At 41.1% G+C, this 26,384-nt stretch carries 25 protein-coding genes and 1 pseudogene; 10 read left to right on the forward strand and 16 right to left on the reverse strand.

Annotated features, from left to right (window positions below):
* Positions 1 to 33: 33 nt before the first annotated feature.
* The 4 genes from AB8618_RS14950 to lexA all read right to left on the reverse strand — a co-directional run bounded on the left by AB8618_RS14950 (position 34) and on the right by lexA (position 4,393).
* Positions 34 to 564 carry a cytochrome c oxidase assembly protein gene (locus tag AB8618_RS14950; RefSeq protein ID WP_010392384.1) on the reverse strand — a complete coding sequence of 177 codons (531 nt, stop codon included), beginning with the start codon at positions 562 to 564 and terminating at the stop codon, positions 34 to 36.
* Complete coding sequence (ctaD, locus tag AB8618_RS14955; protein ID WP_008114160.1) at positions 564 to 2,156, reverse strand: cytochrome c oxidase subunit I; 1,593 nt, start codon at positions 2,154 to 2,156, stop codon at positions 564 to 566. The genes AB8618_RS14950 and ctaD overlap by 1 nt, the downstream gene beginning before the upstream one ends.
* Positions 2,156 to 3,298 (reverse strand): cytochrome c oxidase subunit II, encoded by a 1,143-nt coding sequence (coxB, locus tag AB8618_RS14960; RefSeq protein ID WP_054202822.1) that lies wholly within the window; start codon positions 3,296 to 3,298, stop codon positions 2,156 to 2,158. Before coxB ends, ctaD begins: the two co-directional genes overlap by 1 nt.
* A 477-nt stretch (positions 3,299 to 3,775) precedes the next feature.
* Positions 3,776 to 4,393: a transcriptional repressor LexA gene (gene lexA, locus AB8618_RS14965; RefSeq protein ID WP_010392379.1), complete on the reverse strand. Its 618-nt coding sequence runs from the start codon at positions 4,391 to 4,393 to the stop codon at positions 3,776 to 3,778.
* Positions 4,394 to 4,698: 305 nt separating this feature from the next.
* On the opposite strand from lexA, the gene AB8618_RS14970 reads away from it, so the two are divergent.
* The 3 genes from AB8618_RS14970 to AB8618_RS14980 all read left to right on the forward strand — a co-directional run bounded on the left by AB8618_RS14970 (position 4,699) and on the right by AB8618_RS14980 (position 6,782).
* Positions 4,699 to 6,030 carry a M12 family metallo-peptidase gene (locus AB8618_RS14970; RefSeq protein WP_409424145.1) on the forward strand — a complete coding sequence of 444 codons (1,332 nt, stop codon included), beginning with the start codon at positions 4,699 to 4,701 and terminating at the stop codon, positions 6,028 to 6,030.
* The gene (locus tag AB8618_RS14975) at positions 5,913 to 6,188 is read left to right on the forward strand and encodes a PPC domain-containing protein (protein WP_409425598.1); all 276 of its coding nucleotides are present in this window, start codon (positions 5,913 to 5,915) and stop codon (positions 6,186 to 6,188) included. The genes AB8618_RS14970 and AB8618_RS14975 overlap by 118 nt, the downstream gene beginning before the upstream one ends.
* Before the next feature lie 150 nt (positions 6,189 to 6,338).
* A complete protein-coding gene (locus AB8618_RS14980) occupies positions 6,339 to 6,782 on the forward strand; it encodes a PaaI family thioesterase (RefSeq protein ID WP_413400943.1) in 444 nt (147 codons plus the stop codon).
* 1 nt (position 6,783) lies between these two features.
* Here the strand turns inward: AB8618_RS14980 and AB8618_RS14985 are convergent, their stop codons facing one another.
* The gene (locus AB8618_RS14985) at positions 6,784 to 7,164 is read right to left on the reverse strand and encodes a hypothetical protein (RefSeq protein ID WP_008114170.1); all 381 of its coding nucleotides are present in this window, start codon (positions 7,162 to 7,164) and stop codon (positions 6,784 to 6,786) included.
* Positions 7,165 to 7,410: 246 nt separating this feature from the next.
* Between AB8618_RS14985 and AB8618_RS14990 the strand changes: the two genes are divergently transcribed.
* Both AB8618_RS14990 and AB8618_RS14995 read left to right on the forward strand, forming a co-directional pair.
* The gene (locus AB8618_RS14990) at positions 7,411 to 8,118 is read left to right on the forward strand and encodes a hypothetical protein (protein WP_413400944.1); all 708 of its coding nucleotides are present in this window, start codon (positions 7,411 to 7,413) and stop codon (positions 8,116 to 8,118) included.
* A gap of 91 nt (positions 8,119 to 8,209) precedes the next feature.
* The gene (locus AB8618_RS14995; protein WP_413400945.1) at positions 8,210 to 8,824 is read left to right on the forward strand and encodes an endonuclease; all 615 of its coding nucleotides are present in this window, start codon (positions 8,210 to 8,212) and stop codon (positions 8,822 to 8,824) included.
* A gap of 47 nt (positions 8,825 to 8,871) precedes the next feature.
* Here the strand turns inward: AB8618_RS14995 and hmpA are convergent, their stop codons facing one another.
* Positions 8,872 to 10,053 (reverse strand): NO-inducible flavohemoprotein, encoded by a 1,182-nt coding sequence (gene hmpA / locus AB8618_RS15000; RefSeq protein WP_413400946.1) that lies wholly within the window; start codon positions 10,051 to 10,053, stop codon positions 8,872 to 8,874.
* Positions 10,054 to 10,073: 20 nt separating this feature from the next.
* Positions 10,074 to 11,305: pseudogene (locus tag AB8618_RS15005) on the reverse strand (NnrS family protein).
* A 428-nt stretch (positions 11,306 to 11,733) separates the two neighbouring features.
* Here AB8618_RS15005 and norR point away from each other — a divergent pair.
* On the forward strand, positions 11,734 to 13,299 hold the full coding sequence (gene norR, locus AB8618_RS15010) for a nitric oxide reductase transcriptional regulator NorR (RefSeq protein WP_413400948.1): 1,566 nt from the start codon (positions 11,734 to 11,736) through the stop codon (positions 13,297 to 13,299).
* 5 nt (positions 13,300 to 13,304) lie between these two features.
* On the opposite strand, the gene AB8618_RS15015 is transcribed toward norR, so the two are convergent.
* Positions 13,305 to 14,201, reverse strand: a complete 897-nt coding sequence (locus AB8618_RS15015) for a LysR family transcriptional regulator (RefSeq protein ID WP_409424152.1) — start codon at positions 14,199 to 14,201, stop codon at positions 13,305 to 13,307.
* A gap of 117 nt (positions 14,202 to 14,318) precedes the next feature.
* On the opposite strand from AB8618_RS15015, the gene AB8618_RS15020 reads away from it, so the two are divergent.
* Complete coding sequence (locus AB8618_RS15020) at positions 14,319 to 14,885, forward strand: NADPH-dependent FMN reductase (protein ID WP_413400949.1); 567 nt, start codon at positions 14,319 to 14,321, stop codon at positions 14,883 to 14,885.
* Between the two features lie 7 nt (positions 14,886 to 14,892).
* On the opposite strand, the gene AB8618_RS15025 is transcribed toward AB8618_RS15020, so the two are convergent.
* A complete protein-coding gene (locus AB8618_RS15025; protein WP_409424154.1) occupies positions 14,893 to 15,336 on the reverse strand; it encodes a TerB family tellurite resistance protein in 444 nt (147 codons plus the stop codon).
* A 95-nt stretch (positions 15,337 to 15,431) separates the two neighbouring features.
* Here AB8618_RS15025 and AB8618_RS15030 point away from each other — a divergent pair, with 95 nt between their 5' ends.
* The gene (locus AB8618_RS15030) at positions 15,432 to 15,812 is read left to right on the forward strand and encodes a hypothetical protein (protein WP_409424155.1); all 381 of its coding nucleotides are present in this window, start codon (positions 15,432 to 15,434) and stop codon (positions 15,810 to 15,812) included.
* 65 nt (positions 15,813 to 15,877) lie between these two features.
* Here AB8618_RS15030 and AB8618_RS15035 read toward each other — a convergent pair whose 3' ends face one another.
* From AB8618_RS15035 to fabR, 6 genes are all read right to left on the reverse strand, one after another.
* Positions 15,878 to 16,474, reverse strand: coding sequence for a hypothetical protein (locus AB8618_RS15035; protein WP_413400950.1), 597 nt, complete (start codon positions 16,472 to 16,474; stop codon positions 15,878 to 15,880).
* 138 nt (positions 16,475 to 16,612) lie between these two features.
* Positions 16,613 to 17,212: a 3-isopropylmalate dehydratase small subunit gene (leuD, locus tag AB8618_RS15040; RefSeq protein WP_413400951.1), complete on the reverse strand. Its 600-nt coding sequence runs from the start codon at positions 17,210 to 17,212 to the stop codon at positions 16,613 to 16,615.
* On the reverse strand, positions 17,212 to 18,612 hold the full coding sequence (gene leuC, locus AB8618_RS15045) for a 3-isopropylmalate dehydratase large subunit (RefSeq protein WP_413400952.1): 1,401 nt from the start codon (positions 18,610 to 18,612) through the stop codon (positions 17,212 to 17,214). Before leuC ends, leuD begins: the two co-directional genes overlap by 1 nt.
* Before the next feature lie 56 nt (positions 18,613 to 18,668).
* A complete protein-coding gene (gene leuB / locus AB8618_RS15050) occupies positions 18,669 to 19,745 on the reverse strand; it encodes a 3-isopropylmalate dehydrogenase (RefSeq protein WP_413400953.1) in 1,077 nt (358 codons plus the stop codon).
* Positions 19,742 to 21,295: a 2-isopropylmalate synthase gene (gene leuA, locus AB8618_RS15055; RefSeq protein ID WP_138570723.1), complete on the reverse strand. Its 1,554-nt coding sequence runs from the start codon at positions 21,293 to 21,295 to the stop codon at positions 19,742 to 19,744. Before leuA ends, leuB begins: the two co-directional genes overlap by 4 nt.
* Before the next feature lie 396 nt (positions 21,296 to 21,691).
* The gene (fabR, locus tag AB8618_RS15060) at positions 21,692 to 22,309 is read right to left on the reverse strand and encodes an HTH-type transcriptional repressor FabR (protein WP_008114202.1); all 618 of its coding nucleotides are present in this window, start codon (positions 22,307 to 22,309) and stop codon (positions 21,692 to 21,694) included.
* A 130-nt stretch (positions 22,310 to 22,439) separates the two neighbouring features.
* Here fabR and AB8618_RS15065 point away from each other — a divergent pair, with 130 nt between their 5' ends.
* Positions 22,440 to 23,573 (forward strand): acyl-CoA desaturase, encoded by a 1,134-nt coding sequence (locus AB8618_RS15065; RefSeq protein ID WP_413400954.1) that lies wholly within the window; start codon positions 22,440 to 22,442, stop codon positions 23,571 to 23,573.
* 13 nt (positions 23,574 to 23,586) lie between these two features.
* Complete coding sequence (gene sthA / locus AB8618_RS15070; RefSeq protein WP_008114205.1) at positions 23,587 to 25,017, forward strand: Si-specific NAD(P)(+) transhydrogenase; 1,431 nt, start codon at positions 23,587 to 23,589, stop codon at positions 25,015 to 25,017.
* A gap of 69 nt (positions 25,018 to 25,086) precedes the next feature.
* On the opposite strand, the gene hemE is transcribed toward sthA, so the two are convergent.
* Complete coding sequence (gene hemE / locus AB8618_RS15075; protein ID WP_008114207.1) at positions 25,087 to 26,151, reverse strand: uroporphyrinogen decarboxylase; 1,065 nt, start codon at positions 26,149 to 26,151, stop codon at positions 25,087 to 25,089.
* Between the last annotated feature and the right edge of the window lie 233 nt (positions 26,152 to 26,384).

The raw sequence follows: 26,384 nt of genomic DNA on the forward strand, positions 1-26,384 counted from the left end.
CATTTGCTCCTAGTTTTTCACTAGTTTTATAAGCTAGTTATTACTGGCTACTAACTTCTCGCTAATATCAAATACGGTATAAGACAGAGTTAACTCCTCCACATCACTGGGTAACTCAGTATCAACATAAAAAAGTAATTTAAACTCTAACTCCTCGCCAGCTTTTAAAGGTTGCTGGTCAAAGCAAAAACACGCTATTTTGTGTAAATACTTAGCCGCTTTACCCGGCGCTACCGAGGGTATCGCTTGCATCACTTTGTCTTCATTACTGTTGTTTTTAGCGCTAAACATAACCTCACGCATGGCCCCTGGTTTTACATCTACACTGTATTCTTTAGATTTAACCTCAAAAGGCGCACCACTTTGGGCATGCGTGGTAAAACTAACGCTGACCTCTCTATTCTCAGTAACCAAGGTACTTTGCTGTGCTTGTTCTAGCGAGGGCTTACCATTAAGCCCGGTTATATCGCAAAACACGTCATATATAGGCACCATGGCAAATGCAAAAGCAAACATTGCAATGCAAATAACCACCAGCTTTTTTAATAACGGCAAGTGAGTCATTATTTAATGTCCGGCGGCGTTGAGAACGTATGATATGGCGCTGGTGAATCAACTTCCCATTCAAGCCCTTCTGCCCCATCCCAAACTTTTGCAGGCACTTTATCGCCCCCTTTTGCACATTTATACACAACAACAACAAACAGTAATTGTGATAAACCAAAGGCAAACCCACCTATACTAATAATGGCGTTAAAGTCAGCAAACTGCAGCGCATAATCAGGAATTCGACGTGGCATACCGGCTAATCCCACAAAATGCATTGGGAAAAACAGCACATTTACACTTACCAACGACAACCAAAAATGCCATTTTGCCAAGGTAATATTGAACATATTTCCGGTCCATTTTGGCAGCCAATAATAAGCCCCCGCCATAATAGAAAACACCGCGCCCGTTACGAGTACATAATGGAAGTGTGCAACTACAAAGTAGGTGTCGTGGTATTGAAAATCAGCAGGCGTAATAGCCAGCATCAATCCCGAAAAGCCACCTAAAGTAAACAGCACAATAAATGCGATACTAAACAGCATCGGCACTTCAAAGCTAATAGAGCCACGCCACATAGTTGCTACCCAGTTAAATACTTTTACGCCGGTAGGTACCGATATCAGCATAGTCGCGTACATAAAAAACAACTCTCCCGCCACGGGCATACCTGTAGTAAACATATGATGCGCCCACACAATAAAGCTCAACAAGGCAATCGAGGAAGTGGCGTACACCATAGAGGCATAACCAAATAGTTTTTTACGTGAAAAAGTAGGAACAATCGTAGAGATAATGCCAAAGGCAGGCAAAATCATAATATAAACTTCAGGATGACCGAAAAACCAAAAAATATGCTGGAACATTACCGGATCACCACCACCAGCGGCATCAAAGAAGCTGGTCGCAAAGTATTTATCGGTGAGTACCATAGTAACTGCACCAGCAAGTACCGGCATTACTGCAATAAGTAAAAAAGCCGTGATCAGCCATGTCCACACAAATAACGGCAGTTTCATCCATGTCATACCCGGAGCTCGCATATTCACTATGGTGACCACCACATTAATGGCACCCATTATCGAACTGATACCCATTATATGTACTGCAAATACAAACATTGCTGTGTTGTCGTTACTATAAGTGGTCGAAAGCGGAGCGTAAAAGGTCCACCCAAATGCAGGACCGCCACCAGGCATAAACAGTGACGCTAACAAAATCAAAAACGCAAACGGTAAAATCCAGAAGCTCCAGTTGTTCATTCTCGGTAATGCCATATCTGGCGCACCAATCATTAACGGAATCATCCAGTTTGCCAATCCAGTAAATGCAGGCATTACTGCACCAAACACCATGATTAAACCGTGTACTGTGGTCATTTGATTAAAAAAGTGAGGATCAACCAATTGTAAACCCGGCTGAAATAACTCAGCCCGAATAACCATAGCCATTGCTCCACCAATCAAAAACATGGTGAGAGAAAAAATTAAATATAAGCTTCCTATATCTTTATGGTTGGTTGTAAATAACCAGCGCTTAAAGCCTGTTGCAGGTTGATGGGCATGATGAGCCTCATTGGTGTTAGGTTGTTCTGCAATGCTACTCATTATTTAGCCTCCCCATCAGCATCCAGTGCCGCTTGTATTTCGCTTGGTTGAATTACCTCTCCAGTATCATTACCCCATGCGTTACGCTTATAAGTAATAACGGCTGCTATCTGCTTAATAGATAATTGCTTTGCAAAAGACTGCATCGCTGTACCTGGTTTACCATGAAGTAAGATATCGATATGACCTTTGATATCACCTATAACTATTGGGCTGCCTTTAAGTGCTGGAAAAACACCCGGCAAACCTAAACCTGTTGGTTGGTGACACGCAGCACAGCTCGCCATATAAACTTGCTCACCAAGAGCCATCAGCTCCTCTTTTGGTACCACTTGATCTAATAACGCAGCGTCTGCTTCAGCCGCTTTTTGTTTAGCTTGTTTAGCTTCTGCCAACCACGTTTTGAAGTCTTCTTCTGTTTTTGCTTCTACCACAACAGGCATGAAACCATGATCTTTACCACACAGCTCTGCACACTGCCCGCGGTAAGTACCTACTTCATTAATATTGGTCCATGTTTCGTTAATAAACCCAGGGTTTGCATCTTTTTTAACTGCAAAATCAGGTACCCACCATGAGTGAATTACATCATCTGAAGTCATTAAAAAACGTACTTTTTGATTAATCGGTAGCACCAGCGGCTTATCTACTTCGAGTAAATAATTCGGGTTTTTATCGGCAAGATTCGTTATTTCATTTTGAGGAGTCGCTAACATTGAATAAAACTCAACGTCCTCCCCCATATACTCATAATGCCACTTCCACTGTGATCCAGTAATTTTTATGGTGATATCAGCTTTGCTGGCATCCTCCATGGCAATTAACGTTTTAGTCGCAGGAATGGCCATAACAATTAAGATGACAAAAGGAATGGCAGTCCAGAGTATTTCTACTTTGGTACTTTCATGAAACTGGGCAGGGACAGCCCCTTTAGACTTGCGATGATGGATGAGTGCCCAAAACATAATGGCAAACACGATCACCCCAATCACACAACATATTAAAAATATGGTCATGTGCAGTTGGTATACATTATTACTTATATCAGTTACGCCTTTACGCATATTATATTGGCTATTAGCAAGCACATTTTGCGAAAAAACTAACAATATAAGCCACAAGGAAGAACTCAGCTTACCCATGTGACGGCTCCTTTGATGCTATTGCTGACGCAAAGCGAAGAGGCATACGGCTTAAACGCCCATTCGTTATTTTTATTTTTTATAAGGGTGCTGGAGTTACTAAATGTGTGTGCTCAAAACGACAAGGCTGTGAGTTATTTTTATTCCAGCTCTTTAATAACTAGTTAAAAAATAAACAATAAGCAAGGTGAGTATGAAAAATAAACAAGAGGTTACTTAAAAAAAGTGCAGCAAAGAAAATAGTCACAAATAAGGTAATTAATCTAAGAGTCAGAGTTGGTAAGGGGTAGCTTGAATAACAGCGGAAAAAATATAAAGTTTTATGATTTAAAACAATTAGAATAAATTTGTTTATTTATAAAGTATTTAGCGATTTTTTTGAAATAACAAAAAGCGATTCGCAAGCAATATCGTACGAAAATAATGCATGTAAAAACAGCGCCTAATCAATATTAAGCGCTAAGTTATGTTTAACTATCACATCCAATCAGCGTTACGAATAACACCCACCGCTAAACCTTCAATATTGAAAGATTCATTTTCCAAGTCTACTTCAATAGCTGAAAACTCGTCATTTTCAGCATGCAGTAATACTTTTCTGCCGGCTTTTTCTAAACGTTTAACCGTAACATCATCATCCACTCGAGCAACAACAACCTGACCATTTTCAGCTACTTGAGTTTTATGTACAGCGAGTAAGTCGCCATCCATAATGCCAATATCTTTCATACTCATGCCGTTAACACGCAGTAAAAAATCGGCCGCTGGTTTAAACATTAAAGGGTCAATTTTACAGTGGCTTTCTACATGCTGTTGCGCCAATATTGGCTCACCCGCAGCAACTCGACCAATTAAAGGTAAGCCCAGCTGCTCTGGCTCTTCTTCTTCAACAAGCTGAATACCCCGGCTCGCGCCCGGCTTCATTTTAATCACACCTTTTTTAGCCAGTGCTTTTAAATGTTCTTCTGCGGCATTCGCACTTTTAAAACCCAGTGTTTGTGCAATTTCGGCACGTGTAGGAGGCATACCAGTGTCTTTAATAAACACTTTAATAAGTTCGAGTATTTGCGCTTGGCGTTTCGTTAATGGTCGCATACAACTGGTTTTCCATACAGTACAATTAACTGTGAGTATATACAGTTATTTTAAGATCGCAAATATAAATTAAGTTAGTTCCACTGATAATAATTAGCTTATCGCATTAAGAATATAACCCGCTCTTAACTACTTAAAATTATTTTTGCACTGATTAAAGCAACCCATCAACAGTAAAAATAAAAAATGTATCTTAAAATTTACAACAATGGTTAATTTTAATAAGTAAGGATGTTAATTAATTGAAATAAAAATATTACCGTGTACACTTTATGTGGACAAAACAAATATAAAAGGACTATGAAATGAAAAAACACTCACCTTTATTTGTTGGGCTCCTATTCAGCGGCTATACACAAGCTCAAGTTCCGCTTTTTGAAGTGCAATATATTAATGAGTCACAAAGCGTGGCCACACAAACAAGTAATCAATTACAGTTTGGCCAGCCTCTTTTTGAGCTCACAAATAGCACAAATACCTTTCTTTTACCTGTTAAAGGTAACGATATTGAATTTATAAAAAGTTCAACAAGTTTGTCAGCAACGGGAAGCTTAATTTGGATTGGTAAAAGTTTAGAAGATGACGAAATAACACTTATTAAATCTGCAAAAGGCATTTCGGGTACTGTAAAAGTAGGTGAACAGATATATAAATTACAACCAAATAAGCACTCTGGTCATAATTTCATTGAATTAGATCCCCAAAAGCAGCCAGCTGAACATGCTCCCGACTATAAACAGTCTAATAACCTGGAGTTTATGAGTGAACAAATTTTAACAGCTCAAAACACTCAATCGGTAATGGCTAACGAAACGCAAAGTAATATTAGTTTATTAGTTTTATATACCCCAGCAGCAGCTCAAAAATCAGGGGATATAAATAGCTTAATTGATCTTGCGATTGTTGAAACCAACCAAGGTTATCAAAACTCAGGCGTCAACGCAGTTGTTAGCATAGCCCACATTAGCCAAATTAATTATACTGAAGCTGCAAACTCAAGTACTGATTTAAATCGTTTAGCAGCTAAAAACGACGGTTATATGGATGAAGCACATACATTACGCGATCAATTCGGTGCAGATGTAGTTATATTAGTAAATGATGTCAATGGTTACTGTGGCCAGGCCAAAGCCATTGGCGCTAATGCTCAAAGCGCTTTTGCTATGGTCGATTATGATTGTGCGACAGGCTACTACTCCTTTGGTCATGAGATTGGGCACTTACAAGGCGCTCGCCATAATCCAGAAAACGATCCTTCAACAACTCCTTATTCATTTGGACATGGTTACCAACAACCTCAATCGCAATGGCGTTCAGTGATGGCATATAATTGTCCAGGTAATTGTACACGTATTAATTACTGGTCGAACCCTAATAAATCATACAATGGAGATGTAATGGGGACTTCGGCAGAACATGACAATGCCAGAGTGTTAAACTTAACTAACCCTATTATTGCAAACTTTAGATCTTCAACCCCCCAATTCCTGGTGACAATGTGCTCCAAAATAATCAAGCAATTACGGTTAATGGCGCAAAGAATAGCGAAAAGTTATTTACATTTGCAGTACCAAGTGAAGCTGCACAAGTTACTTTTAGAACATCAGGTGGTAGTGGTGATGCTGATATATATGTAAAATTTAACGAAACGGCATCCACAAATAATTTTGATTGTCGCCCATATAGAAATGGCAATAATGAGAGCTGCAGTGATACTCGCAGTGGAAATTACTCTATCATGCTCAAAGGCTTTGATGCTTATAATAATGTAGAACTGGTCGCTAGTTACCAATAATAAGCAAGCTACATAAGCAGGCGTCGTAGTATGGCGACCTGCTTAAATTAAGCTAAAAAAATTTTATTTGCTATCACTCACGACAAGATTTAAATTTCACCTTAATATGAGCTCAATTTTATATTTTTGAACATTCTTTTAGGAGCGAGTATGAGCATTTGGCATCAACCAATTTCATTAGAACTTTGTAAGCAATTAGATCAGGGTATTACAGGTCAAGGTACACTGATGAAAACCATGGGAATAGAGATCAGTGAAATTGGTGACGATTACTTAGTGGCCACTATGCCGGCAATTCCAGAGCATCATAACCCTATGGGTATAGTGCATGGCGGTGCCAATGTAGTGCTTGCTGAAACAGTAGCAAGTTATGCCGCTAACTTTGTAGTTGATTTCAGTCGATTTTATTGTGTTGGGCAAGAGATCAGCGCCAGTCACTTAAAAGCGTCACGCAACGGCACATTAACGGCTACCGCAAAAGCTTATCATATAGGTAAACGCAGCTCGGTTTGGGATATTAAAATAACCAATAGCCGCAATGAGCTTTGCTGCGTATCAAGAATGACCGCAGCCGTAGTCGAACGAAAAGGTTAAATTACTTTTCCAGAGGGTAAATAGTAACTTCTATGCCTGCGCCAATTGCAGATATGCGTAACAAGGTATCTGCATGTAGGGCCTGATTAAAACATTTTGGCGACGTTCCCGACTCAAACCCCATATCAAAGGTTCTACGAGAACAACTTAACCATTGCTTTAATGCATTGCGTGAACACGACTCAATTAGCTCACATAAATGATTAATTGCTTTATCGGGTGTGGTTATTTCACCAGCTACTTCGATGCGTGCCAGTTGGCGGTATTCGTCTTTATCATAATGTAAAATGGTTGCGACCTTTTTTAAATCAGCAACTAATACGCTAATATCTTGCTTTGACTCAAGCTCGAGATCTACATTTAAAAATTGAATTTCCGACATTGTTTCGTATTTATCCTCTAATGGTTACCTTGCAAACTTTAACGCAGTTTTATCGTTATACCAAATCAACACCCTATAAATAGATACTTTATCAGTTAATACTCTTATTTTAGGGTGTTATTGCGACTTACTATTAGCACTATTGTGCTGAAACTCAATTTGAATGCACTAGTGCGACATTTTGTCGCACCCGCCCTGCCTGCCATTCGCGTAAAATGTTTATTAAAAGTAATAAGATAAACACCTATGAAAAAAATATTTAAACCAGTACGTAAACTTCATAAATGGTTGGGCTACTTATTAGGTTTACAAATTTTAGCTTGGTTGCTTGGCGGTTTAATTATGAGCGCTATTCCGCTTGAAAAAGTACATGGTAAGCACCTAGCAACACGCACCCTAACCAACCCCTTTAAAAGCCATGATTACGTCACATTAATTGATGATATCGTATCCCAAGTAACCAACCCGACTAAAATAATCTTTACGCATTTTTTATCCACCCCACTTATAACTGTAACCAGTGCCGGTAACCAACAAAATTTTAATGGCATTACCGGGCAACCATTTAAAGCACCTAACAAACAGCAAATAATTGCTAATGCACACGCACACTTACTTATTAATGCTCAACTAGCAAGCGCTGCTTTATTAGCTACAGGCCCACGAGAAAGCGGTTATAAAAAAAATGTATGGCAAGTACAATTTAACGATACATTTAACACCACCCTCTATTTGTCATCAGATACAGGTAAAGTAATTACTGTTCGCAGTGATATTTGGCGAGTGTTTGACTTCTTTTGGATGCTACATATTATGGATTACGATGAGCGCGAGGATTTTAACAACCCGTTACTCATTAGCTTTGCTGCCAGCAGTGTGTTTTTTAGCTTTACTGGTTTTATTTTATTACTGCAAAATATCCGATTCAGAACAAGAAAACGTCAGCTATCCTGAGTTTTTAAGTGGACTCGGTTGAAAACTGATTTACCATTTAGATTATTCGCTTTAAAATCGCGGCTCCTGTAGTTCACTAAAGTGATAGGATATGCCGCATTTTATTTTTGCGTTATTGCTTTGCGTTGTCAGCTTTACTATTAATGCTGAGCAATTTACTCGTTTTTCCAGTGCTAAAAAACACTTAATTAAAACCTTACCAACCAATGCAAAAAGTATCTATTGTGGTTGCGACATAAAACGTAAAGGCAAAAAGTTAGTACCCGATGCAACCCATTGTGGTTATGTGCCACGCAATACATTTACCCGCTCAGGTAACGTGAATCAACGCGCTCTACGAATAGAATGGGAACATATTGTACCCGCTTGGGAGTTTGGTCATCAGTTACAATGCTGGCAAGATGGTGGACGCAAAAATTGCCGTAAAGTAAGTGCAAAGTTTCGCATGATGGAAGCTGATATTAACAATTTAGCTCCCGCAATCGGTGAAATTAACGCCGATCGTTCAAACTATCGCTTTGGCATGTTAGCCCAAAATGCTAATCAATATGGTCGCTGTGAGGTTAAGGTTAATTTTAAACAACGCGTTATTGAACCGCCGGTTTATGCACGTAAACGTATTGCCGATGCATACGCTTACATGCAAAAAACTTATGGTTTAAAAATATCAAATAAACAACAAAAGCTGTTTAATGCGTGGCAATAACAAGCTTATGCCGCAAACACCGACAGCAAAAAACTGTAAACTTATGTTTACAATACTTGGTGTGGTCCAAATATTTCGTAATGAATATTCGAGCTCTGCACACCTAAGTCAAGTAGTTGGCCTTTAACATAAGCCATGAACGAAGCTGGTCCACACAAATAAAATACACCCTCGCTAATAGGCAGTAATGCCTCAAGCACAGATAAATCCATAAGACCTGTGTAATCACATCCCCCACCACCTTGATTAAACCAGGTTAAGGTTTTTAGTTGTGGATACATAGCCGTTTGCTGCGCTAGGTAGTCTTTAAATGAATACTCAAGGCTATTTTCACACGCGTGTAAGTAACTAATCGCTTGATTAGTATTGCCACTCAATAACGTTTGCAGCATAGCCACCATTGGGGTTTGGCCAACACCTGCAGAAATAAGCACAACAGGGCTTGCTGCATCTTTCAAAAAGAAATCACCCGCCGGAGGGTATAGCTCTACTCGTGCGCCCTGCTCTAGTGAGTGTAAATAATTAGACACCACGCCAGGCTGTGGTTGGCACTCTTTTTTAACGCTAATACGATAGTTTTTAGCATTGCTCTTTTGCGAAATAGAATACTGGCGGATCTCTTCATATTCAGCCCCCTCAGGCTTAACTTTAATGCCAATGTATTGTCCTGGCTTGTGGGAAATAACGGCTTTGCCGTCTACAGGCGTGAGGATAAAGCTGGTTACAAATTCAGACTCAACATGTTTATGGGTAATTTCAAACTTCCGTGTGCCTACCCAGCCACCGTGGTTATTTTTACTGTGTGCATACAACGCTGCTTCTTCGGTAATACAAATATCAGCCAGTAGGTTATAAGCTTCTCGCCACGCGTATTCAACATCAGCTGTAAACTGTTCAGGAATAAGCTCTTTAAGTGTGCCGATCAAATGCGCCCCCACAATAGGGTAGTGCTCGGGTAAAATATTCAAGCTGGTATGCTTATGGTTAATTCTTGCTAATGCCTCTTTTAACACGGCTAAATTGTCAATATTTTGCGCATACGCAGCCAAGGCGTTAAATAATGCAAATTGCTGACGACCCGTTTCTTGATTAGTCATATTAAAAATATGTTTAAGTTCCGGGTTATGGCTAAACATGCGCTTATAAAAATGATCAGTGACTACTGTGCCCGCTTCTGCAAGCAATGGAGCTGTACTTTTTACAATCTTAATAGTTTTTTCAGATAACATTTTGGTTTCCTATGGGTGAACTAACCACTACGCCCATCAACACGACGCCGCGTTAATATAGGTGTGCAGTGAATTAAAAATAATAAAAAGGCCAGTAACCAAAGCACAGCGCTAAGCTGCCAAGCTAGGTGTGGTCCAATAAAAGGCGGGAGAAAAGCACGAATAATTGCAGCACTAAACACCAATGCAAACGCAAGGTTCATAAAACGCGGAATAGTAAGTGAGCGACCGGTATGCCCCAGTGATACTCGTGTCATCATGGCTAAAATCATCATGCCGATACCACCAATAGTGATAAAATGCAGTGCGTCTTTAAACAGTATTGCACTGCTATAAAAACTGATTGCCACTAACATTAAACCTATACCTAAGGCTAAATAGGCAAAGTGTAACGACCATAATAATGGGACTCTTAGCACTTGCTTATTCCACCAGCAAACACTGCGCACTAAATGCAAAAACGCTGCACTCATCACAACTAGTGCCGGGTTAATTACAGTAAAAAATAATTTGCTAATAAAAAATAATGCTATCGCCAATACCGATAAGTATAAAATAGCTTTATCTATGTTTGGTGTGCGTACCTGCTTAGATAAGCCCAGCCCTTTGGCGGTAAAAAAGGGTAATACACGCCCAGCCACAACCCCCACCAACAAGCTTATAACCAGTACTGCGGTATCAACCATTGCAAGCGCTAACTGCATTTGGTTTTTAAGCAGCAACATTAAGTACAACATATTGAGCGTAAATAAAAATGAAAGAATAAATAAAAACAAGTAGTTGCGTTTACTGCTCGCCTTTATCAACATGCTAGCTAACACTATGATTACCGAGAGCCACCAAACAACTTGTAAAATCAGTACCGCATAAACATTAAACTGAGCAATGCTAGGCACAACTATAAAAAAACTAAGTCGTGCACTAAGCCATATTAAGCTAAGCCACATCAATGGTTTACCATTAATACTTGCAACACCGGTCCACGTTTGTGCTGCAGTAAGTAAAAAGCCAGCCACAACCACGCCCGCAAAGCCAAATAACATTTCATGTGCATGCCACAAGTTAGCTGGCATAACTAAATGCCACTGTGCATCGCCACTTAAAATAAGTACCCAATAACCCACAGACAAACACGCTAGTGATCCAGCAGCTAAAAAAAGGGTCTAAACGCCAACATCCATAATGACCATTGTGATACTTGATGAAATGCGACCTGCGCTGGCATAGGTTCGGCTAAATTTATGGGCTTCATTAGCGCACCTCCTGCCCCAGTCCATGCTGCGCCACACAGCGCAGTATGTAACTCACCTTGACAATAGCCGCGAGGACAATCGTGCTAATGTGTGCAAAAATTTGTACCGGTATCGAAAAGTAGACTGCATAGGGATAACTTATTAACAGCGTAATCAACACCCCAAATACGCTAATACATAGCATCTTATTTGCATGAGATAGCAAACGGTAATATAGAGAATTAGACTCCACTGAATAATTAACCTGCTCTAAAAAAATACTGCTCATAACAACCCCAATCACTGCTTTCGTTATTTTGTTATTACACAGACCATGCCAATTAAATAAACACTTTAAATTCAATGTATTATTTAATTTCACTTTACAAAAAGAGTCTTTATGACCTACTATAAAAAACAATAAAATACACTAATAGGTCATTTTGACATGAACCAACAACTCAACCTGACTCAAGTTGCCTTGGAGCTTGCACAAAGCACCTTACATGCGCACAGTTTCGAGCAACTTTTAGCCACGGTTGAACGTATTATTCCAAGTGATGCTAGCGCCTTGTTAATTCGCCAAGGCGAGCAATTAAAGCCCTTAGCGATTAAAGGTTTAATGCCTGATAGCTTAGGCAGGCGTTTTAATATTGCAGAGCACCCTCGTCTTGATGCTATTTGTAATCACCGCTTGGCACTGCAATTTGCACATGACAGCCCGCTTCCAGACCCATATGACGGATTACTACTAGCTAAAACCGGTGATATTCCAGTGCATGCCTGCTTAGGTTTACCGCTTTACGATAAAGATTCGCTGCTTGGTATTCTGACCTTTGATAGCCTAAACGCTGATGCGTTTGACGGCATTACCGCTGATACACTCAACACCTTACAAACCTTGTGCAGTGCGCACTTTAAAACAGCCCTAGAGCTTGCCCATTACAAACAACATGCGCAGCACTCAAGTGAATTAGTACAAGCGTTAAACCGTGAGGCACTTAAACGTGATGGTGGTGAAATTATTGGCCAAAGCCCAGTAATACAAACCCTTAAAAATGAGATAAAACTGGTTGCGGCATCAAACTTTAGTGTCCTTATTTTAGGTGATACTGGGGTTGGCAAAGAGTTGGTGGCGCGTAATATTCACTTGCATTCAGCACGTAAAGATCAGCCATTGATTCATTTAAACTGTGCATCTCTGCCTGAAAACCTCGCAGAAAGTGAGTTTTTTGGCCATGCAAAAGGCGCCTTTACGGGTGCGCAAAATGCTCGCCAAGGTAAGTTTCAATTAGCCGATGGCGGTACCTTATTTTTGGATGAAATAGGCGAGCTACCACTGGTAATGCAAAGTAAATTACTGCGGGTACTGCAAAGTGGCGAAGTACAAACCGTTGGTGAAGATGAACTTAAATATGTTGATGTTAGAGTGATTGCAGCCACTAACCGTGACTTAAAACACGAAGTTGAACAGGGACGATTTCGCGCCGACTTATACCATCGCCTAAGTGTGTACCCGCTGAGCGTGGCGCCGTTAAAAGCCCGTGATGAAGATGTTATTTTATTAGCCGGTTATTTTTTGGAAAAAACAGCTCGCAAGCTTGCGATTAAACAACTAAAACTCAGCATTGAAACGCAATTACTGTTAAAAAGATATGACTGGCCAGGCAATGTAAGAGAGCTGGAACATGTTATTAATCGCGCCGCATTAAAAGCTAAACAGCATCAATGGCAGCAACCAATTATTACTATTGAGCCAGAACATTGCGAGCTAAATTTAAGCGCTATTAACACCTTAGCTCTTGAAAACTCAAACCAGCTTGCAACCACACCTTTGGCAAACAACATTTCGTTAAAGCAAGCCACCGATACTTACACTCAGCAGCTTATTATACAGCAACTTAAACAACATAATTATAACTGGGCAAGCACAGCTCGTAGTTTACAGGTCGACCGCGCTAACTTAACGCGGCTAGCCAAGCGCTTGGGTATTTCTATAAAAAAATCGTTGTAGCTTTTTTAACTTAATTTACGCTGCTTAAAATAGGTTTTTAATAACTGACTAAACGCTTGCACTTTCGCAGTACGATGCACTAAATGGTGCGTCACTAACCATAAGTCAGTAGGCCAACTTAGTTCGTTAGGTAATACAGGCACTAAATCAGAGTATTGCGCTGCAACATCATGCTGTAATCCGCCAATCCCTAGCCCCTTAACGATGGCGCGAGTAGCCTCTGAGGTTTCTGATACTCTAAGTTTAACTTGCGACGCAGGAATATTTTCATCAACCCACGCAAAATAAGGTACTTTGCCATTATAACCCGCGACTCCTGATACAAAATTATGCACCGAGAGTTGTGCTAACGTTTGTGGCAAGCCATAACGATTTATGTAATGTTTTGAAGCATAAAACCCTGACGAAAGTGCCGCTAAATGCTGAGCAATATAATCACCTTCATCCGGTCTAGGGCCTGCTCTTACAGCGATATGTGCTTGACCGTGATCTAAACGCAAACGCTTTTGATCCATAATCACTTGTAATTGCACTTGCGGATGCAAGGTTTGAAACTGCTCGCATACCTCACTTAATACATCTATAAAACCACTCACAGTGGTGAGTAACAAACTACCTTGTAAGGTGCTATCTGCAGCAATTATGTCACTGTGTAAGCGTTCTAGCTCACCATTAATTGCTTGTGCTGTGGTAAATAACTTAGCGCCAATCTCTGTGACTTTGTAGCCACGAGCATGGCGATGGAATAATCGCGCATTTAAGCTTTTCTCTAAGTTATTTATTCGCCTGAGCACTGTACTGTGATGAACATCTAGCGCTTCGGCTGCTGCAGTTAAAGTGCCTAAACGCGCCACTTCATAAGCAACCTTAAGATCTTGCCAATCATCAAATTGAATTGCCATGGTAACCACTTTTTAAGTTGTGCATATACGCACATAAGTTTTGCGTTTATTTGGCTTTTCTGCAAGCAATTATTTGTTAAAGTCACAGCTATACACAATCAACATTAGGATCAGCTCATGACTACACCAAAAATTATTGCCCTAGCAGGTAGCTTACGTAAAGACAGCTTTAATCAAAAACTTATTAATGAAGCAGCTCGTTTTGCACTAGAAAGTGGCGCTGAAGTAGAAGTGATCAAACTCGCAGACTTAGCCATACCTATGTTTGATGAAGATTTAGAAGCACAAGGCACACCTGCCGGCGTACAACAATTAAAAGACAAGCTGCGCACAGCAGATGGTATTTTACTGGCCAGCCCAGAATATAATGGTTCTATCACCGCAGTGTTAAAAAATGCCATTGATTGGGCGTCGCGCACCGAACAAGGTGCAGAGCCTGCATTTGCAAATAAAGTAACCGCTTTATATGCAGCATCACCGGGTGGACTTGGCGGCTTACGTGGGTTGAATCACGTGCGTGATATTTTATCTGGCATTGGCAGCTTAGTATTAGCTAACCAACTGGCAGTACCGGCTATTCATACTTTATTAGACGAAAACGGCCGTATTAACGACCCCACTACCGCTGAAAAAGTGGCCGGCCTTGCACAGCAGTTAGTTAGCGTAGCAAGTAAGCTAAAATAAGCAGCGGCTATAACTTTGTTGCTGCAAGCTTTGCAGCAATAAAGTCTTCATGGGTAACATACAACAAGTTTGCAACACGACGAATAACGTACTCTTCTTGAGGATCAAGTTCACCATCCGCGTACGCCAAGCGCCAAAGTAGCTCAACTATATCAATACGTTGCTGTGCACTGCATTGATTATTAATTTGCTTAGAAAATTGAAAATAATCAATGGCATCATCTAAACTTGAGCTTGCTTGTTCGGTTAACTCACCTACTGCTTCATCAGTTAAATCAAAATATTTTTTTAATGTCAGACTTAGCGTATATTGTTCATCTGCCTGTAAATCGTTATCCGCTCGCATTACCTCAATTAATAACGCAGCAACCGCTGTTTTTAAATCATGTTGTTCAATATCATAATCTTGCTGATCAATACTCGAAAAAAGCTGTTTAATTTGCTTGAACATCACATTTCCCCTTTTTGGGTGTTAGACTTATATAATAACGGGTGTAATAGATATGCTGATCACACTACCCAATATCAAGATGGAGTTAAAGGTTTATGAGTAGAAAAGCTAATCATTATCTATATGGAAGTATTAGCTGGGTGTTTTTAACAGCATGTTTGAATGTGTCGGCAGAGCAAGATGAAATGCAGCGGCTATATGACTTTGATGAAAAGGTGCATTACAAACAAACTCAAATAGACACTAACAACTATCATCTAGAGATCCAGTCTGATGACTACCCACATTTTAAAAACCAAAGTGTGTTTTTATTGCGCCACGCTAACCGCTTATGTCGCGATAACCCTTTTATGTTAAAAGTAACCGAAGGCGTGCAAGAGTATGAACGTTTTCCAACTAAACCACGCGCTTATCAGCCACCACTGAGTGTATTTGTGCAGTGTGAAATACCCGCAGAAAAAACCTCAAAAAAATAACCCCTCTTTACTTTTCAGTAAACCACTGAGTATTAAAACAGCCAGTGGCTTTACTGACGCTGAGTTTAGTTAACGCTATATCCCCACGGCGCAGCCGGTGGTGTGATAGGCTTAGTTAAATCAAAATCCACGCGGAACTCGCGACCTTGGCGAATGAGTCGGTAAGTGAACTTTTCAGGATAAATATACATTTGCCATGTATTGCCTACCGATTGTGGTATGCCTTGGCTAACAAATAACTCTTTTGAATACTGATCAGCAGGGAATGACTGCATGTTAGCAAAACCCGCATCAAGCGTATGACCACCATACATAGTAGACACATCATCGCTGCCATCTTTATGGCGGTGATCGTGCTTTAGGCTCAACCCACTGCCTGTTTTAGTAATGATCCACGTACGTGAAGCGTCATCACCCACATGAAACGGCACTTGTAGCTCACGTTCATTACACTTGCGCACATGCATAACTAATTTTTTATCGGCAAATGAACTCGGCCCTGTGGCATTATCAACCGTTACTTTACCCTCAAAAGCTTTACCGCAATGTGCTGCTATGTTGTTAAAAAAGCCATCATGGCTCGGTATTGATACTAAAGGCGCTGGGCGCGCTATTGCAGCTGTTGATGCAAGCATTAGTGCTGCAGCTGTTAATAATTTCATAATGTATCCCTAAACATGTAAAAAATTAGCTTAGCGTTTAAACAAACACAAAGACAATAATCACGATGAATAGCATCTGACAGCAATAAAAAAACGCGGCTTATGCCGCGTTTTACTATCAAGTATCTTTTAAATTATTCACTGCCAAGGACGCTCAGCAGCAAGTTTTGCTTCAAACGCATCAATTTGCGGATTTAAGGTCTCGGTTACACCAATAAAGTCTAAACCACTTAATAAACGCTCTTTCACGTCTTTGCGAATATCAAAGCTGATTGGCGCAAATTTATTGCTGCGCAATTGCTGGTTTTCTAAATCCACATCAATGTAAATATCGTCATGCTGCTCACTTAACACAAATAAGTCTTCTAATATTTGCGCTGGCAGTGCAATGGCAAGCATTTGGTTATTGCCACAGTTATTAAAGAAAATATCAGCAAAGCTTTCAGCCAAAATCACTTCAAAACCGTATTGCTTAAGCGCCCATGGTGCATGTTCACGTGATGAACCACAACCAAAGTTGTCACGGGTTAGTAGTATTTGCGCACCTTGATAGCAGGGTCGGTTCAAAATAAAATCAGGGTTTGGCTCGCCATTATCTAAATAACGCCAATCGTAAAACAAGGCCGCATCAAATCCGTCACGGCTGGTTGAAGTTAAAAACTGCTTAGGAATAATTTGGTCGGTATCGACGTTGTTTTTATCAAGTGGGGCCATTAAGCCGCTAAAATAAGTGCTCATTAGGCTTCTCCTCTAATATCAACAAAGTGGCCATGTATTGCTGCCGCTGCCGCCATTGCTGGGCTCACTAAGTGTGTACGCCCACCTCGACCTTGGCGTCCTTCAAAGTTACGGTTAGATGTAGATGCACAGCGTTTACCTGCACCTAAACGGTCGTCATTCATTGCTAAACACATAGAACAACCTGGCTCACGCCATTCAAATCCTGCAGCTTTAAATATGTCGGCAAGGCCTTCGTCTTCTGCTTGTTGTTTTACCAAGCCTGAGCCAGGAACAATTAATGCTTCAATACCTGCAACCACTTGCTTGCCTTCAACAATTTTTGCAGCGGCGCGTAGATCTTCAATGCGGCTGTTGGTGCATGAGCCAATAAATACTGTGTCTACTTTGGCAGTTGATAACTTATCGCCCGCTTTTAAACCCATGTATTTAAGTGCGCTACGGATGGCATCAGCTTTAATTAAATCAGTTTCTTTGTCTGGATCTGGAATACATTCGTCAACGCCAATTACTTGCTCTGGGTTAGTCCCCCAGGTGATCTGTGGTTGAATATTAGCGGCATCTAACTCTACCTCTAAGTCAAAGGTTGCGCCATCATCAGTTTTTAAGGTTTCCCAGTAGGCAACTGCAGCGTCAAAATCGGCGCCTTTTGGTGCAAACGGGCGCCCTTTTAAGTAGTCATACGTTACCTTGTCTGGGGCAATTAAACCGGCCTTGGCTCCCATTTCAATGCTCATATTACATAGCGTCATACGCGCTTCCATCGATAACGCTTCTATGCCTTCACCACAAAATTCAGCCACATAGCCCGTACCACCAGCAGTGCCTAGCTTGCCAATAACCGCCATAATTAAATCTTTAGCCGTTACTGTAGGACGCAATACACCGTTAATTTGAATTTTTAACGACTTCGCCTTTTTTTGTTGTAGCGTTTGTGTAGCTAATACATGCTCAACTTCTGAGGTTCCAATACCATGGGCAAGCGCTCCAAACGCGCCATGGGTTGAGGTATGGCTATCGCCGCATACGATGGTTGTACCTGGTAAGGTGATCCCTTGCTCTGGGCCAATCACATGCACAATACCTTGATTTACTGAATTTAGGTCGTACAGCAAAATACCAAATTCTTTACAGTTTGCATCCAGTGCCATTAACTGGTTTTTAGAGACTTCGCTGGCTGCATCTAATGAACGGCTTTTAGTTGAAACATTATGATCCATGGTGGCAATGGTTTTTTCTGGACAGCGCACTTTACGATTTTTTTCACGTAAACCTGCAAATGCTTGTGGTGACGTCACCTCGTGTACTAAATGACGGTCAATATAAAGTAAATCGGTTTGCTCATTAATGCTGGCAACAGTGTGTGCTTGCCAAATTTTATTGTATAAGGTTTGGGCCACTTGCTAACTCCCTGATCTGATTGAGCCACAGCCTAACGGTGCTGTGGCTTTAATAATTAAATACGTGAAACGATAGCTGCTGCAACATCGTTGGTGGTATAGCCGCCCTCTGGATAAATATCAGGCGTCCCTACTCCTGCCTCAACCGCCTCCGCGACTGCTTTTTCAATAGTGCGAGCCGCTTCATCTTGTCCTAACGAATAACGTAACATTAATGCAGCACTTAAAATTTGTGCAATAGGGTTAGCAACCCCTTTTCCGGCGATATCAGGCGCTGAGCCACCCGCGGGTTCATACAAGCCAAAGCCTGATTGATTTAAGCTAGCTGAAGGTAATAGCCCCATAGAGCCGGTGATCATCGCGCATTCGTCAGATAAAATATCGCCAAATAAGTTATCGCACAGTAATACATCAAACTGGCTAGGTTGTTTCACTAGCTGCATGGCTGCGTTATCTACATAAATATAATCTAAGCTCACCTCAGGAAACTCTTTACTAACTTCGGTTACCACTTCACGCCACAGTACGCTTGATGCAAGTACATTGGCTTTATCAACCGAGGTTACGTGATTGCTACGTAATTTAGCCGCCTCAAAAGCAAAGCGTGCAATGCGCTCTATTTCTTTACGTGAATAGGTTTGGGTATCAAATGCTGCTTCTTCAGCACCTTCGCCACTGCGACCTTTTTCACCAAAATAAATACCGCCGGTTAGCTCGCGCACACATAAAATATCAAAGCCTTTTTCGCTGATATCAGCACGTAGCGGCGATGCAGCGCTTAATGCAGGTAATAACTGCGCTGGGCGCAAATTACAAAACAAACCAAAATGTTTGCGTAGCGGTAATAGTGAGGCACGCTCTGGTTGTTCATTCGGTGGTAGGTTTTCCCACTTAGGACCACCTACTGAACCAAATAAAATAGCATCGGCGTTTTCACAGGCTTTTAAAGTTGTATCAGGAAGGGCTTTGCCAAACTCATCAATCGCTGCGCCGCCAATCGCGTGGTGTTCGCGGTTCAGAGTAAAACCAAATTTATCACTGACTGCATCAAGCACTTGCTCTGCAGCTGCCATAACCTCTGGGCCAATACCGTCGCCTGCTAATACGGCAACGCTGTAATGTGTTTTACTCATCCTGCTTTCCTTTGTTGTTTTAAATCAGACACTTTTTGTGCTCGATAAATTAAGTTATAAACCCGAACCATAGCTCGAACAGAGGCTTCAACCACATCAGCCGCAATACCAGCACCGTGGTAAGGACGACCATCGTATTTAGCAATAATATTCACTTGCCCTAATGAGCTTGCGCCTTGGCCGGTGGCCTCTAAATTGTATTCAATCATTTCAACGCTCATACCTGTTAAGCGTTCAATAGCAGCAAACGAAGCTTCAACTGGGCCATTACCTGTGGCCGCTTCTTGTTTTGCTTCGCCATCAATCAGCAAGCCTATGGTTGAGCTCGCCACCGATTGTGAATTAGACGCAGAGTTAACAAACTCTAACTGATACTTTTCGTCTTTGTCGTTAATTTGATTAAAGTAAATCATGGCCTCTAGGTCGTAGTCGTATACTGTGCCTTTTTGGTCAGCCAGCGCAACGAAACTTTGGTATAAGCTATCCATGTCGTAATCTGATTTTTGATAGCCTAATTCTTCTAAGCGGTGTTCTATAACATGGCGGCCTGAACGCGAGGTCATATTTAATTGATTACTTGGTACGCCAACACTTTCTGGTGACATAATTTCATAAGTGTTTTGCGCTTTTAATACACCGTCTTGATGAATACCTGAGCTGTGAGCAAAGGCATTTTCGCCAACAATAGCTTTATTTGGCTGTACCGGCATATTACAAATTTTGGCTACCTGGCGAGAAGCGCGATAAATTTCTTCGCTTTTTATGTCGGTATATACGTTTAAGTGGTCTTTACGCATTTTCATGATCATTGCCACTTCTTCAAGTGAACAGTTCCCCGCACGCTCACCTATACCATTAATGGTGCATTCAATTTGGCGTGCACCGGCTTGCACGGCGGCCACGGAGTTGGCAACGGCTAAACCTAAATCGTTGTGGCAATGCACACTTAAACGCGCTTTATCTATATTTGGCACGTTATTCATTAAATGACGGATCATTGCTGCGTATTCATCTGGGGTTACAAAACCGACTGTATCTGGCAAATTAATTGTTGATGCACCGGCGTTAATTGCTTGCTCAACAATTTTGCATAAATCCCAATGCGGTGTACGCCCCGCGTCTTCACACGAAAACTCAACATCATCGGTATAGTTACGCGCTAATTTGATAGATTTAACAGCCATTGCAGTGGCATCATCAAGGCTCATACGCAACTTGTGTTCAAGATGAAGCGGGCTGGTAGCAATAAAAGTATGAATACGACTTTGCTGTGCAGCACGTAACGCTTCGCCACAGGCCTCGATATCTTTGGCAACCGAGCGAGCTAAACCACAAATAATAGGGCCTTTCACCTCGGTGGCAATACGTTGCACTGAGCGAAAGTCAGCTGGGCTCGACACCGGAAACCCTACTTCCATTACATCGACATTTAAGCGGCTAATAGTATGCGCTAGTTGCACTTTATCGTCTTCTGTTAGGCTTGCTTTTAGTGCCTGCTCACCATCACGTAAGGTGGTATCAAAAATCCATACTTTATCTTGCTGTTGCATAACTGCCCCTCAATTGCTGTGTTACCCAAATTTCGATTTATCCCTACAGCGAGATAAAAAAAACCCCGCGGTTGCGGGGTTTTTAATGTTTAACTCAATGCAAACACACTAATCCCCGCTCACTTGCCACAGCAGTAAGAGGTTTAGGTTCAGTGTAATTAAGCGAATAGTTTGCATCTGTTTTCTTGTGTGTGTGTCCAATGAGGCTTATTTTTATCATTGCAACGCAGTTGGTGCAAGCATAAAAATACCAAGCAAATAATTAAAGGGGACTTTTTAGGGAGTTTAAATTCAAATAAAACTGAATAACAGAATAAAATATCCAACTTAAACCTAGGTAAGGTTTAAATTAATAAGCGCTGTAAAATACAGCGCTTATTTTAACTTTTTTAATATTTATTCTTTATTTTCAGCACGTACGTAATTTGACGCGCCGCGCGTAATATAACGTAACTGCCATATAACTCGCTCAATCAGTTCATCGCGTTGCTGACCTTCAATATCGAGCGCTTCAGCGCCTGCATTAAATACCAAAGTCACCATGGCTTCTGCCTGAATATACGCATGAATAGCATCGCAGGGGGTTTCACTTTCTAAATAATGTGCGAGTTCTAAAATAAAGTGTTTTACTTCACGTGCCACTGCCGCTCTAAATGCTTTTGAAGTCCCTGAGCGTTCACGCAGCAAAAGTCTAAACTGATTGCTTGAGTTATCAATAAACTCCATAAAAGTAACCACAGAGGTGTTGATTACACTGCCACCACTGGCTATTCGTCTGCGTGCTTGGCGCATCAGCTGGCGTAGGGTTAAACCCGCTTCATCAACCATAGTTAAGCCCAACTCGTTCATATCTTTAAAGTGACGATAAAAAGAGGTAGGCGCAATACCTGCTTCGCGTGCAACCTCACGCAAGCTTAAATTAGAAAAGCTATGATCAGCACTAAGCTGATTAAATGCAGCTTCAATTAATGCTTGTCGTGTTTTTTGTTTCTGTTGTGCTCTAACACCCGACATCAACAGCTCCCTGAGTGAGTTTGTAATAAATTTTTAATTAAAAAAATAGCTAATAGTACAGTCTAATACTTGACGGCAGCAGATTGAAATATTATTTTAGCTTACAGTTGTACGCTGAGAAATGATAAACATGAAAAAACCACCAATTATATGGACCAACGTCCTTTTCTTTAGCCTGACGTTTTTGGCTGCTATTACACTTGTACCTTGGTATGGGTTTAACTATGGCTTTACAGGCACGCAATGGGTTGCTTTTGTAGCTTGCATGTTTTTTGCGGGATTATCGATCACCGCGGGCTACCACCGTTTATGGGCACATAAAACCTATAACGCACACCCTGCGGTTGAATTTATTTTTGCCCTTGGTGGTGCTTTTGCGCTACAAAATAGTGCGCTGCATTGGAGCAGCGATCATCGAATTCACCATGGTCAAGTTGATGATCCAGTTAAAGACCCTTATGCAGCCACAAATGGCTTTTGGTATAGCCACATTGGTTGGATGTTACGTGACTACCAAGGCGACAGCTACGATGATTACAGCAACTGTCGTGATTTACAGCGAAATAAAATTGTTATGTGGCAGCACAAAAATTACTTAAAACTGGTGATTGCCATGAATGTTGGTTTACCGCTAGCACTCGGCTTAATGCTTGGTGATGTATGGGGCATGCTATTGTTAGCAGGCTTATTGCGTTTAGTACTGAGTCAGCACTTTACCTTTTTTATTAACTCAGTAGCGCACATTTGGGGTTCACGTCCTTACACTGAAAAAAACACCGCGAGAGACAATGGCTTTTTAGCACTGTTTACCTACGGTGAGGGTTATCATAACTTCCATCATATTTTTGCCAGCGATTATCGCAATGGCATTAAATGGTTTCATTACGACCCAACAAAATGGATGATCCGCTCACTCGCTGCTATTGGTTTAGCGAGTAAATTAAAGCGCACACCGGTTGAGCGCATTGAAAAAGCCAAAGCAGAAACCTTAATGAGCAAAACACAAGGTCGCCTTGCAAAATTGCCTTTAGCGCAAGATAAGCTTACATTATTACAACAAGAGTACGATTTGTTGCTTAAAAAGCTGCAAAATTATTGCTCATTACAAAAACAAGTGTTGGAAGCTAAAAAAAATAATATGGCAAAGCAGTGTGAATGCTCAGCATTAATGGCACAATATCACGAGCTTGAAGCCGCCTGGGAAACACAAAAACAGGCATGGCTAGCACTTAATGCGAGGTTATTAAAAGCCTCTTTTAGTTAAAATAGGAGTGGCTGTGGCCAAACAACCAGAAAAGAAAAAAGTACCCGTGAGCTACCAATATGATGCAATCATTATTGGCACGGGTCCTGGCGGTGAAGGGACCGCTATGAACCTCTCTAAAAGCAACAAAAAAGTAGCAGTAATTGAACGTCAAACTGCTGTTGGTGGTGGTTGTGTTCACTGGGGAACCATTCCTTCAAAGGCACTTCGTCATTCGGTTAGTCGCTACATTGAATACAAAGCAAACCCTTTGTTTAATGTAGGTGAACGTCCAGTAAGACTTACTTTTCCTGATATTTTGCGCCATGCCAGTTCGGTGATTTCAAAGCAATCAAACTTACGCAGCAGCTTTTACGATCGTAACCGCATTCATATGTTTCAGGGCGATGCTAGCTTTGTTGATAAGCACACCATCGAAATTAGACGTAATGACGGTTCAACTGAACGCCTAACTGCACAAACTATTGTTATTGCGACCGGCTCACGCCCTTATCGCCCACCAGGTGTTGATTTTACCCATTCGCGTATTTATGAAAGTGACACAATTTTAGGCCTTGAACACGACCCTCATCGCGTACTTATATACGGTGCGGGTGTAATTGGTTGTGAATACGCATCTATCTTTAAAGGGCTAGGTGCAAAGGTTGATTTAGTAAATACTCGCGATCGCCTACTTGCGTTTATGGATGCTGAAATATCTGATGCGCTTAGCTATCACTTTTGGAATAGTGGCATTGTTATTCGTCATAACGAAGAATTTGATCGCATTGAAACCCGCGATGACTGTGTTGTTATGCATTTAAAATCGGGTAAACGTGTAAAGGCTGACTGTATTTTATTTGCCAATGGCCGTACTGGTAATACTGATACATTGAATTTAGAAGCAATTGGCTTAAAAGCAGATAGCCGCGGACAAGTAAAAGTAAACGAAACCTACCAAACAGAAATAGACAACGTATACGCGGTAGGCGATGTTATTGGCTACCCAAGCCTTGCTAGCGCTGCCTTTGATCAAGGTCGAATTGCCGCAGATGCCATCGCTTGTGGTAACTGCGATGAAAAGCTGATTATTGATATTCCAGCCGGTATTTATACTATTCCTGAAATGAGTTCTGTTGGTAAAACAGAGCAGCAATTAACTGCCGCAAAAGTACCGTATGAAGTTGGGCGTGCGCAATTTAAACACTTAGCCCGTGCGCAAATTGCAGGTACCGATGTGGGTAGTTTAAAAATATTGTTCCATACAGAAACCAAAGAAGTACTTGGCGTGCATTGCTTTGGTGAGCGTGCTTCTGAGATTGTTCACATTGGCCAAGCTATAATGGAACAAAAAAATGGTGGCAATACCATCGACTACTTTGTAAATACTACGTTTAACTACCCAACAATGGCAGAAGCTTATCGAGTTGCGGCATTAAATGGCTTAAACCGCTTGTTTAAGTAAGTGCTTAAGTAAAATAGTTTGCACAAAAAAGCCCGCTAATTAGCGGGCTTTTTATTGTTAGTTCATAACTTACTTGTGATATTGCGCACTTAGCTCATGCACAGCGTTAATAAATACACCCGCATTTTCTGGGTCAACATCTGGTGTAATACCATGCCCTAAGTTAAATACATGACCATTGCCAGTGCCAAAGTCTTCTAAAATAGTGCCAACTTCTTGGCGAATACGATCTGGCGTGCCGTGTAGCATTGAAGGGTCCATATTGCCTTGTAGCGCCACTTTATCGCCAACACGACGTTTTGCATCACCAATATTAATAGTCCAATCTAGGCCTACTGCATCACAACCTGTTGCTGCAATTGCCTCAATCCATTGGCCACCATTTTTAGTGAACAAGGTAACCGGTACTTTACGGCCATCATTTTCGCGAATTAAACCATCAACGATTTTATGCATATACTGCAGTGAAAACTCATTGTAGTCACGCGGGCTCAATACACCGCCCCACGAATCAAATATCATCAGCGATTGTGCACCCGCTTTAACTTGCGCGTTTAAATAATCAATCACTGAATCAGCTAGCTTATCAAGTAGTAAATGCAGTGTTTGTGGCTCAGCAAATGCCATTTTTTTGATTTTACCAAAAACCTTACTGCTTCCGCCTTCAACCATATAAGTTGCAAGTGTCCAAGGTGAACCCGAGAAACCAATTAATGGCACTTCACCTTTAAGCTCACGACGAATAGTGCTTACAGCATTCATTACATAGCCAAGCTCATCGGTAGGATCAAGTTTAGGAATTTTTTTAACATCGGCTAATGATGAAATTGGGCGTTCAAACTTAGGGCCTTCACCCGTTTCAAAGTACAAGCCTAATCCCATTGCATCTGGGATAGTTAAAATATCACTAAATAAAATAGCGGCATCTAACGGGTAACGGCGCAGAGGCTGTAATGTTACTTCACAGGCTAACTCAGCATTTCTACACAGGCTCATAAAATCGCCCGCTTGTGCACGTGTAGCACGGTATTCAGGTAAATAACGTCCAGCTTGACGCATCATCCATACTGGCGTGACATCAACAGGTTGCTTGGCAAGGGCACGTAAATAACGGTCGTTTTTTAATTCGCTCATAGCGTATAGAGTCCTAGGGCTTTTAGAAATTGTGCAAGATTGTACCACCATATTTGCCCCCCTCTATCGCTAAGCGATTAAATCGCCACAGAGTAGCGCCAGATCAAGTAATTTTTTGTTTTCATTTCGTTTTGTACACAAAACAACCAAGCAAACGTTAATAATAAAAACTTTTCATTAAACTATTTGCAACATTTATAAAAGCTTGATATTGTTATTCCGCGTTAACATAA

This window comes from Pseudoalteromonas sp. RW-H-Ap-1 (assembly GCF_048318575.1).
Classification (GTDB): domain Bacteria; phylum Pseudomonadota; class Gammaproteobacteria; order Enterobacterales; family Alteromonadaceae; genus Pseudoalteromonas.

What these genes read in the sequence shown, in the direction of transcription:
- AB8618_RS15015 (WP_409424152.1), bottom strand. Translation starts at nt 14,201, where the DNA reads ATGGCAATTCAATTTGATGATTGGCAAGATCTTAAGGTTGCTTATGAA.
- AB8618_RS15065 (WP_413400954.1), top strand. Translation starts at nt 22,440, where the DNA reads ATGAAAAAACCACCAATTATATGGACCAACGTCCTTTTCTTTAGCCTG.
- AB8618_RS14980 (WP_413400943.1), top strand. Translation starts at nt 6,339, where the DNA reads ATGAGCATTTGGCATCAACCAATTTCATTAGAACTTTGTAAGCAATTA.
- AB8618_RS14995 (WP_413400945.1), top strand. Translation starts at nt 8,210, where the DNA reads ATGCCGCATTTTATTTTTGCGTTATTGCTTTGCGTTGTCAGCTTTACT.
- AB8618_RS15025 (WP_409424154.1), bottom strand. Translation starts at nt 15,336, where the DNA reads ATGTTCAAGCAAATTAAACAGCTTTTTTCGAGTATTGATCAGCAAGAT.
- leuA (WP_138570723.1), bottom strand. Translation starts at nt 21,295, where the DNA reads ATGCAACAGCAAGATAAAGTATGGATTTTTGATACCACCTTACGTGAT.
- AB8618_RS15035 (WP_413400950.1), bottom strand. Translation starts at nt 16,474, where the DNA reads ATGAAATTATTAACAGCTGCAGCACTAATGCTTGCATCAACAGCTGCA.
- leuD (WP_413400951.1), bottom strand. Translation starts at nt 17,212, where the DNA reads ATGAGCACTTATTTTAGCGGCTTAATGGCCCCACTTGATAAAAACAAC.
- hemE (WP_008114207.1), bottom strand. Translation starts at nt 26,151, where the DNA reads ATGAGCGAATTAAAAAACGACCGTTATTTACGTGCCCTTGCCAAGCAA.
- AB8618_RS15030 (WP_409424155.1), top strand. Translation starts at nt 15,432, where the DNA reads ATGAGTAGAAAAGCTAATCATTATCTATATGGAAGTATTAGCTGGGTG.
- fabR (WP_008114202.1), bottom strand. Translation starts at nt 22,309, where the DNA reads ATGTCGGGTGTTAGAGCACAACAGAAACAAAAAACACGACAAGCATTA.
- AB8618_RS14990 (WP_413400944.1), top strand. Translation starts at nt 7,411, where the DNA reads ATGAAAAAAATATTTAAACCAGTACGTAAACTTCATAAATGGTTGGGC.
- coxB (WP_054202822.1), bottom strand. Translation starts at nt 3,298, where the DNA reads ATGGGTAAGCTGAGTTCTTCCTTGTGGCTTATATTGTTAGTTTTTTCG.
- AB8618_RS14970 (WP_409424145.1), top strand. Translation starts at nt 4,699, where the DNA reads ATGAAAAAACACTCACCTTTATTTGTTGGGCTCCTATTCAGCGGCTAT.
- norR (WP_413400948.1), top strand. Translation starts at nt 11,734, where the DNA reads ATGAACCAACAACTCAACCTGACTCAAGTTGCCTTGGAGCTTGCACAA.
- ctaD (WP_008114160.1), bottom strand. Translation starts at nt 2,156, where the DNA reads ATGAGTAGCATTGCAGAACAACCTAACACCAATGAGGCTCATCATGCC.
- leuB (WP_413400953.1), bottom strand. Translation starts at nt 19,745, where the DNA reads ATGAGTAAAACACATTACAGCGTTGCCGTATTAGCAGGCGACGGTATT.
- lexA (WP_010392379.1), bottom strand. Translation starts at nt 4,393, where the DNA reads ATGCGACCATTAACGAAACGCCAAGCGCAAATACTCGAACTTATTAAA.
- AB8618_RS14950 (WP_010392384.1), bottom strand. Translation starts at nt 564, where the DNA reads ATGACTCACTTGCCGTTATTAAAAAAGCTGGTGGTTATTTGCATTGCA.
- hmpA (WP_413400946.1), bottom strand. Translation starts at nt 10,053, where the DNA reads ATGTTATCTGAAAAAACTATTAAGATTGTAAAAAGTACAGCTCCATTG.
- AB8618_RS14985 (WP_008114170.1), bottom strand. Translation starts at nt 7,164, where the DNA reads ATGTCGGAAATTCAATTTTTAAATGTAGATCTCGAGCTTGAGTCAAAG.
- AB8618_RS15020 (WP_413400949.1), top strand. Translation starts at nt 14,319, where the DNA reads ATGACTACACCAAAAATTATTGCCCTAGCAGGTAGCTTACGTAAAGAC.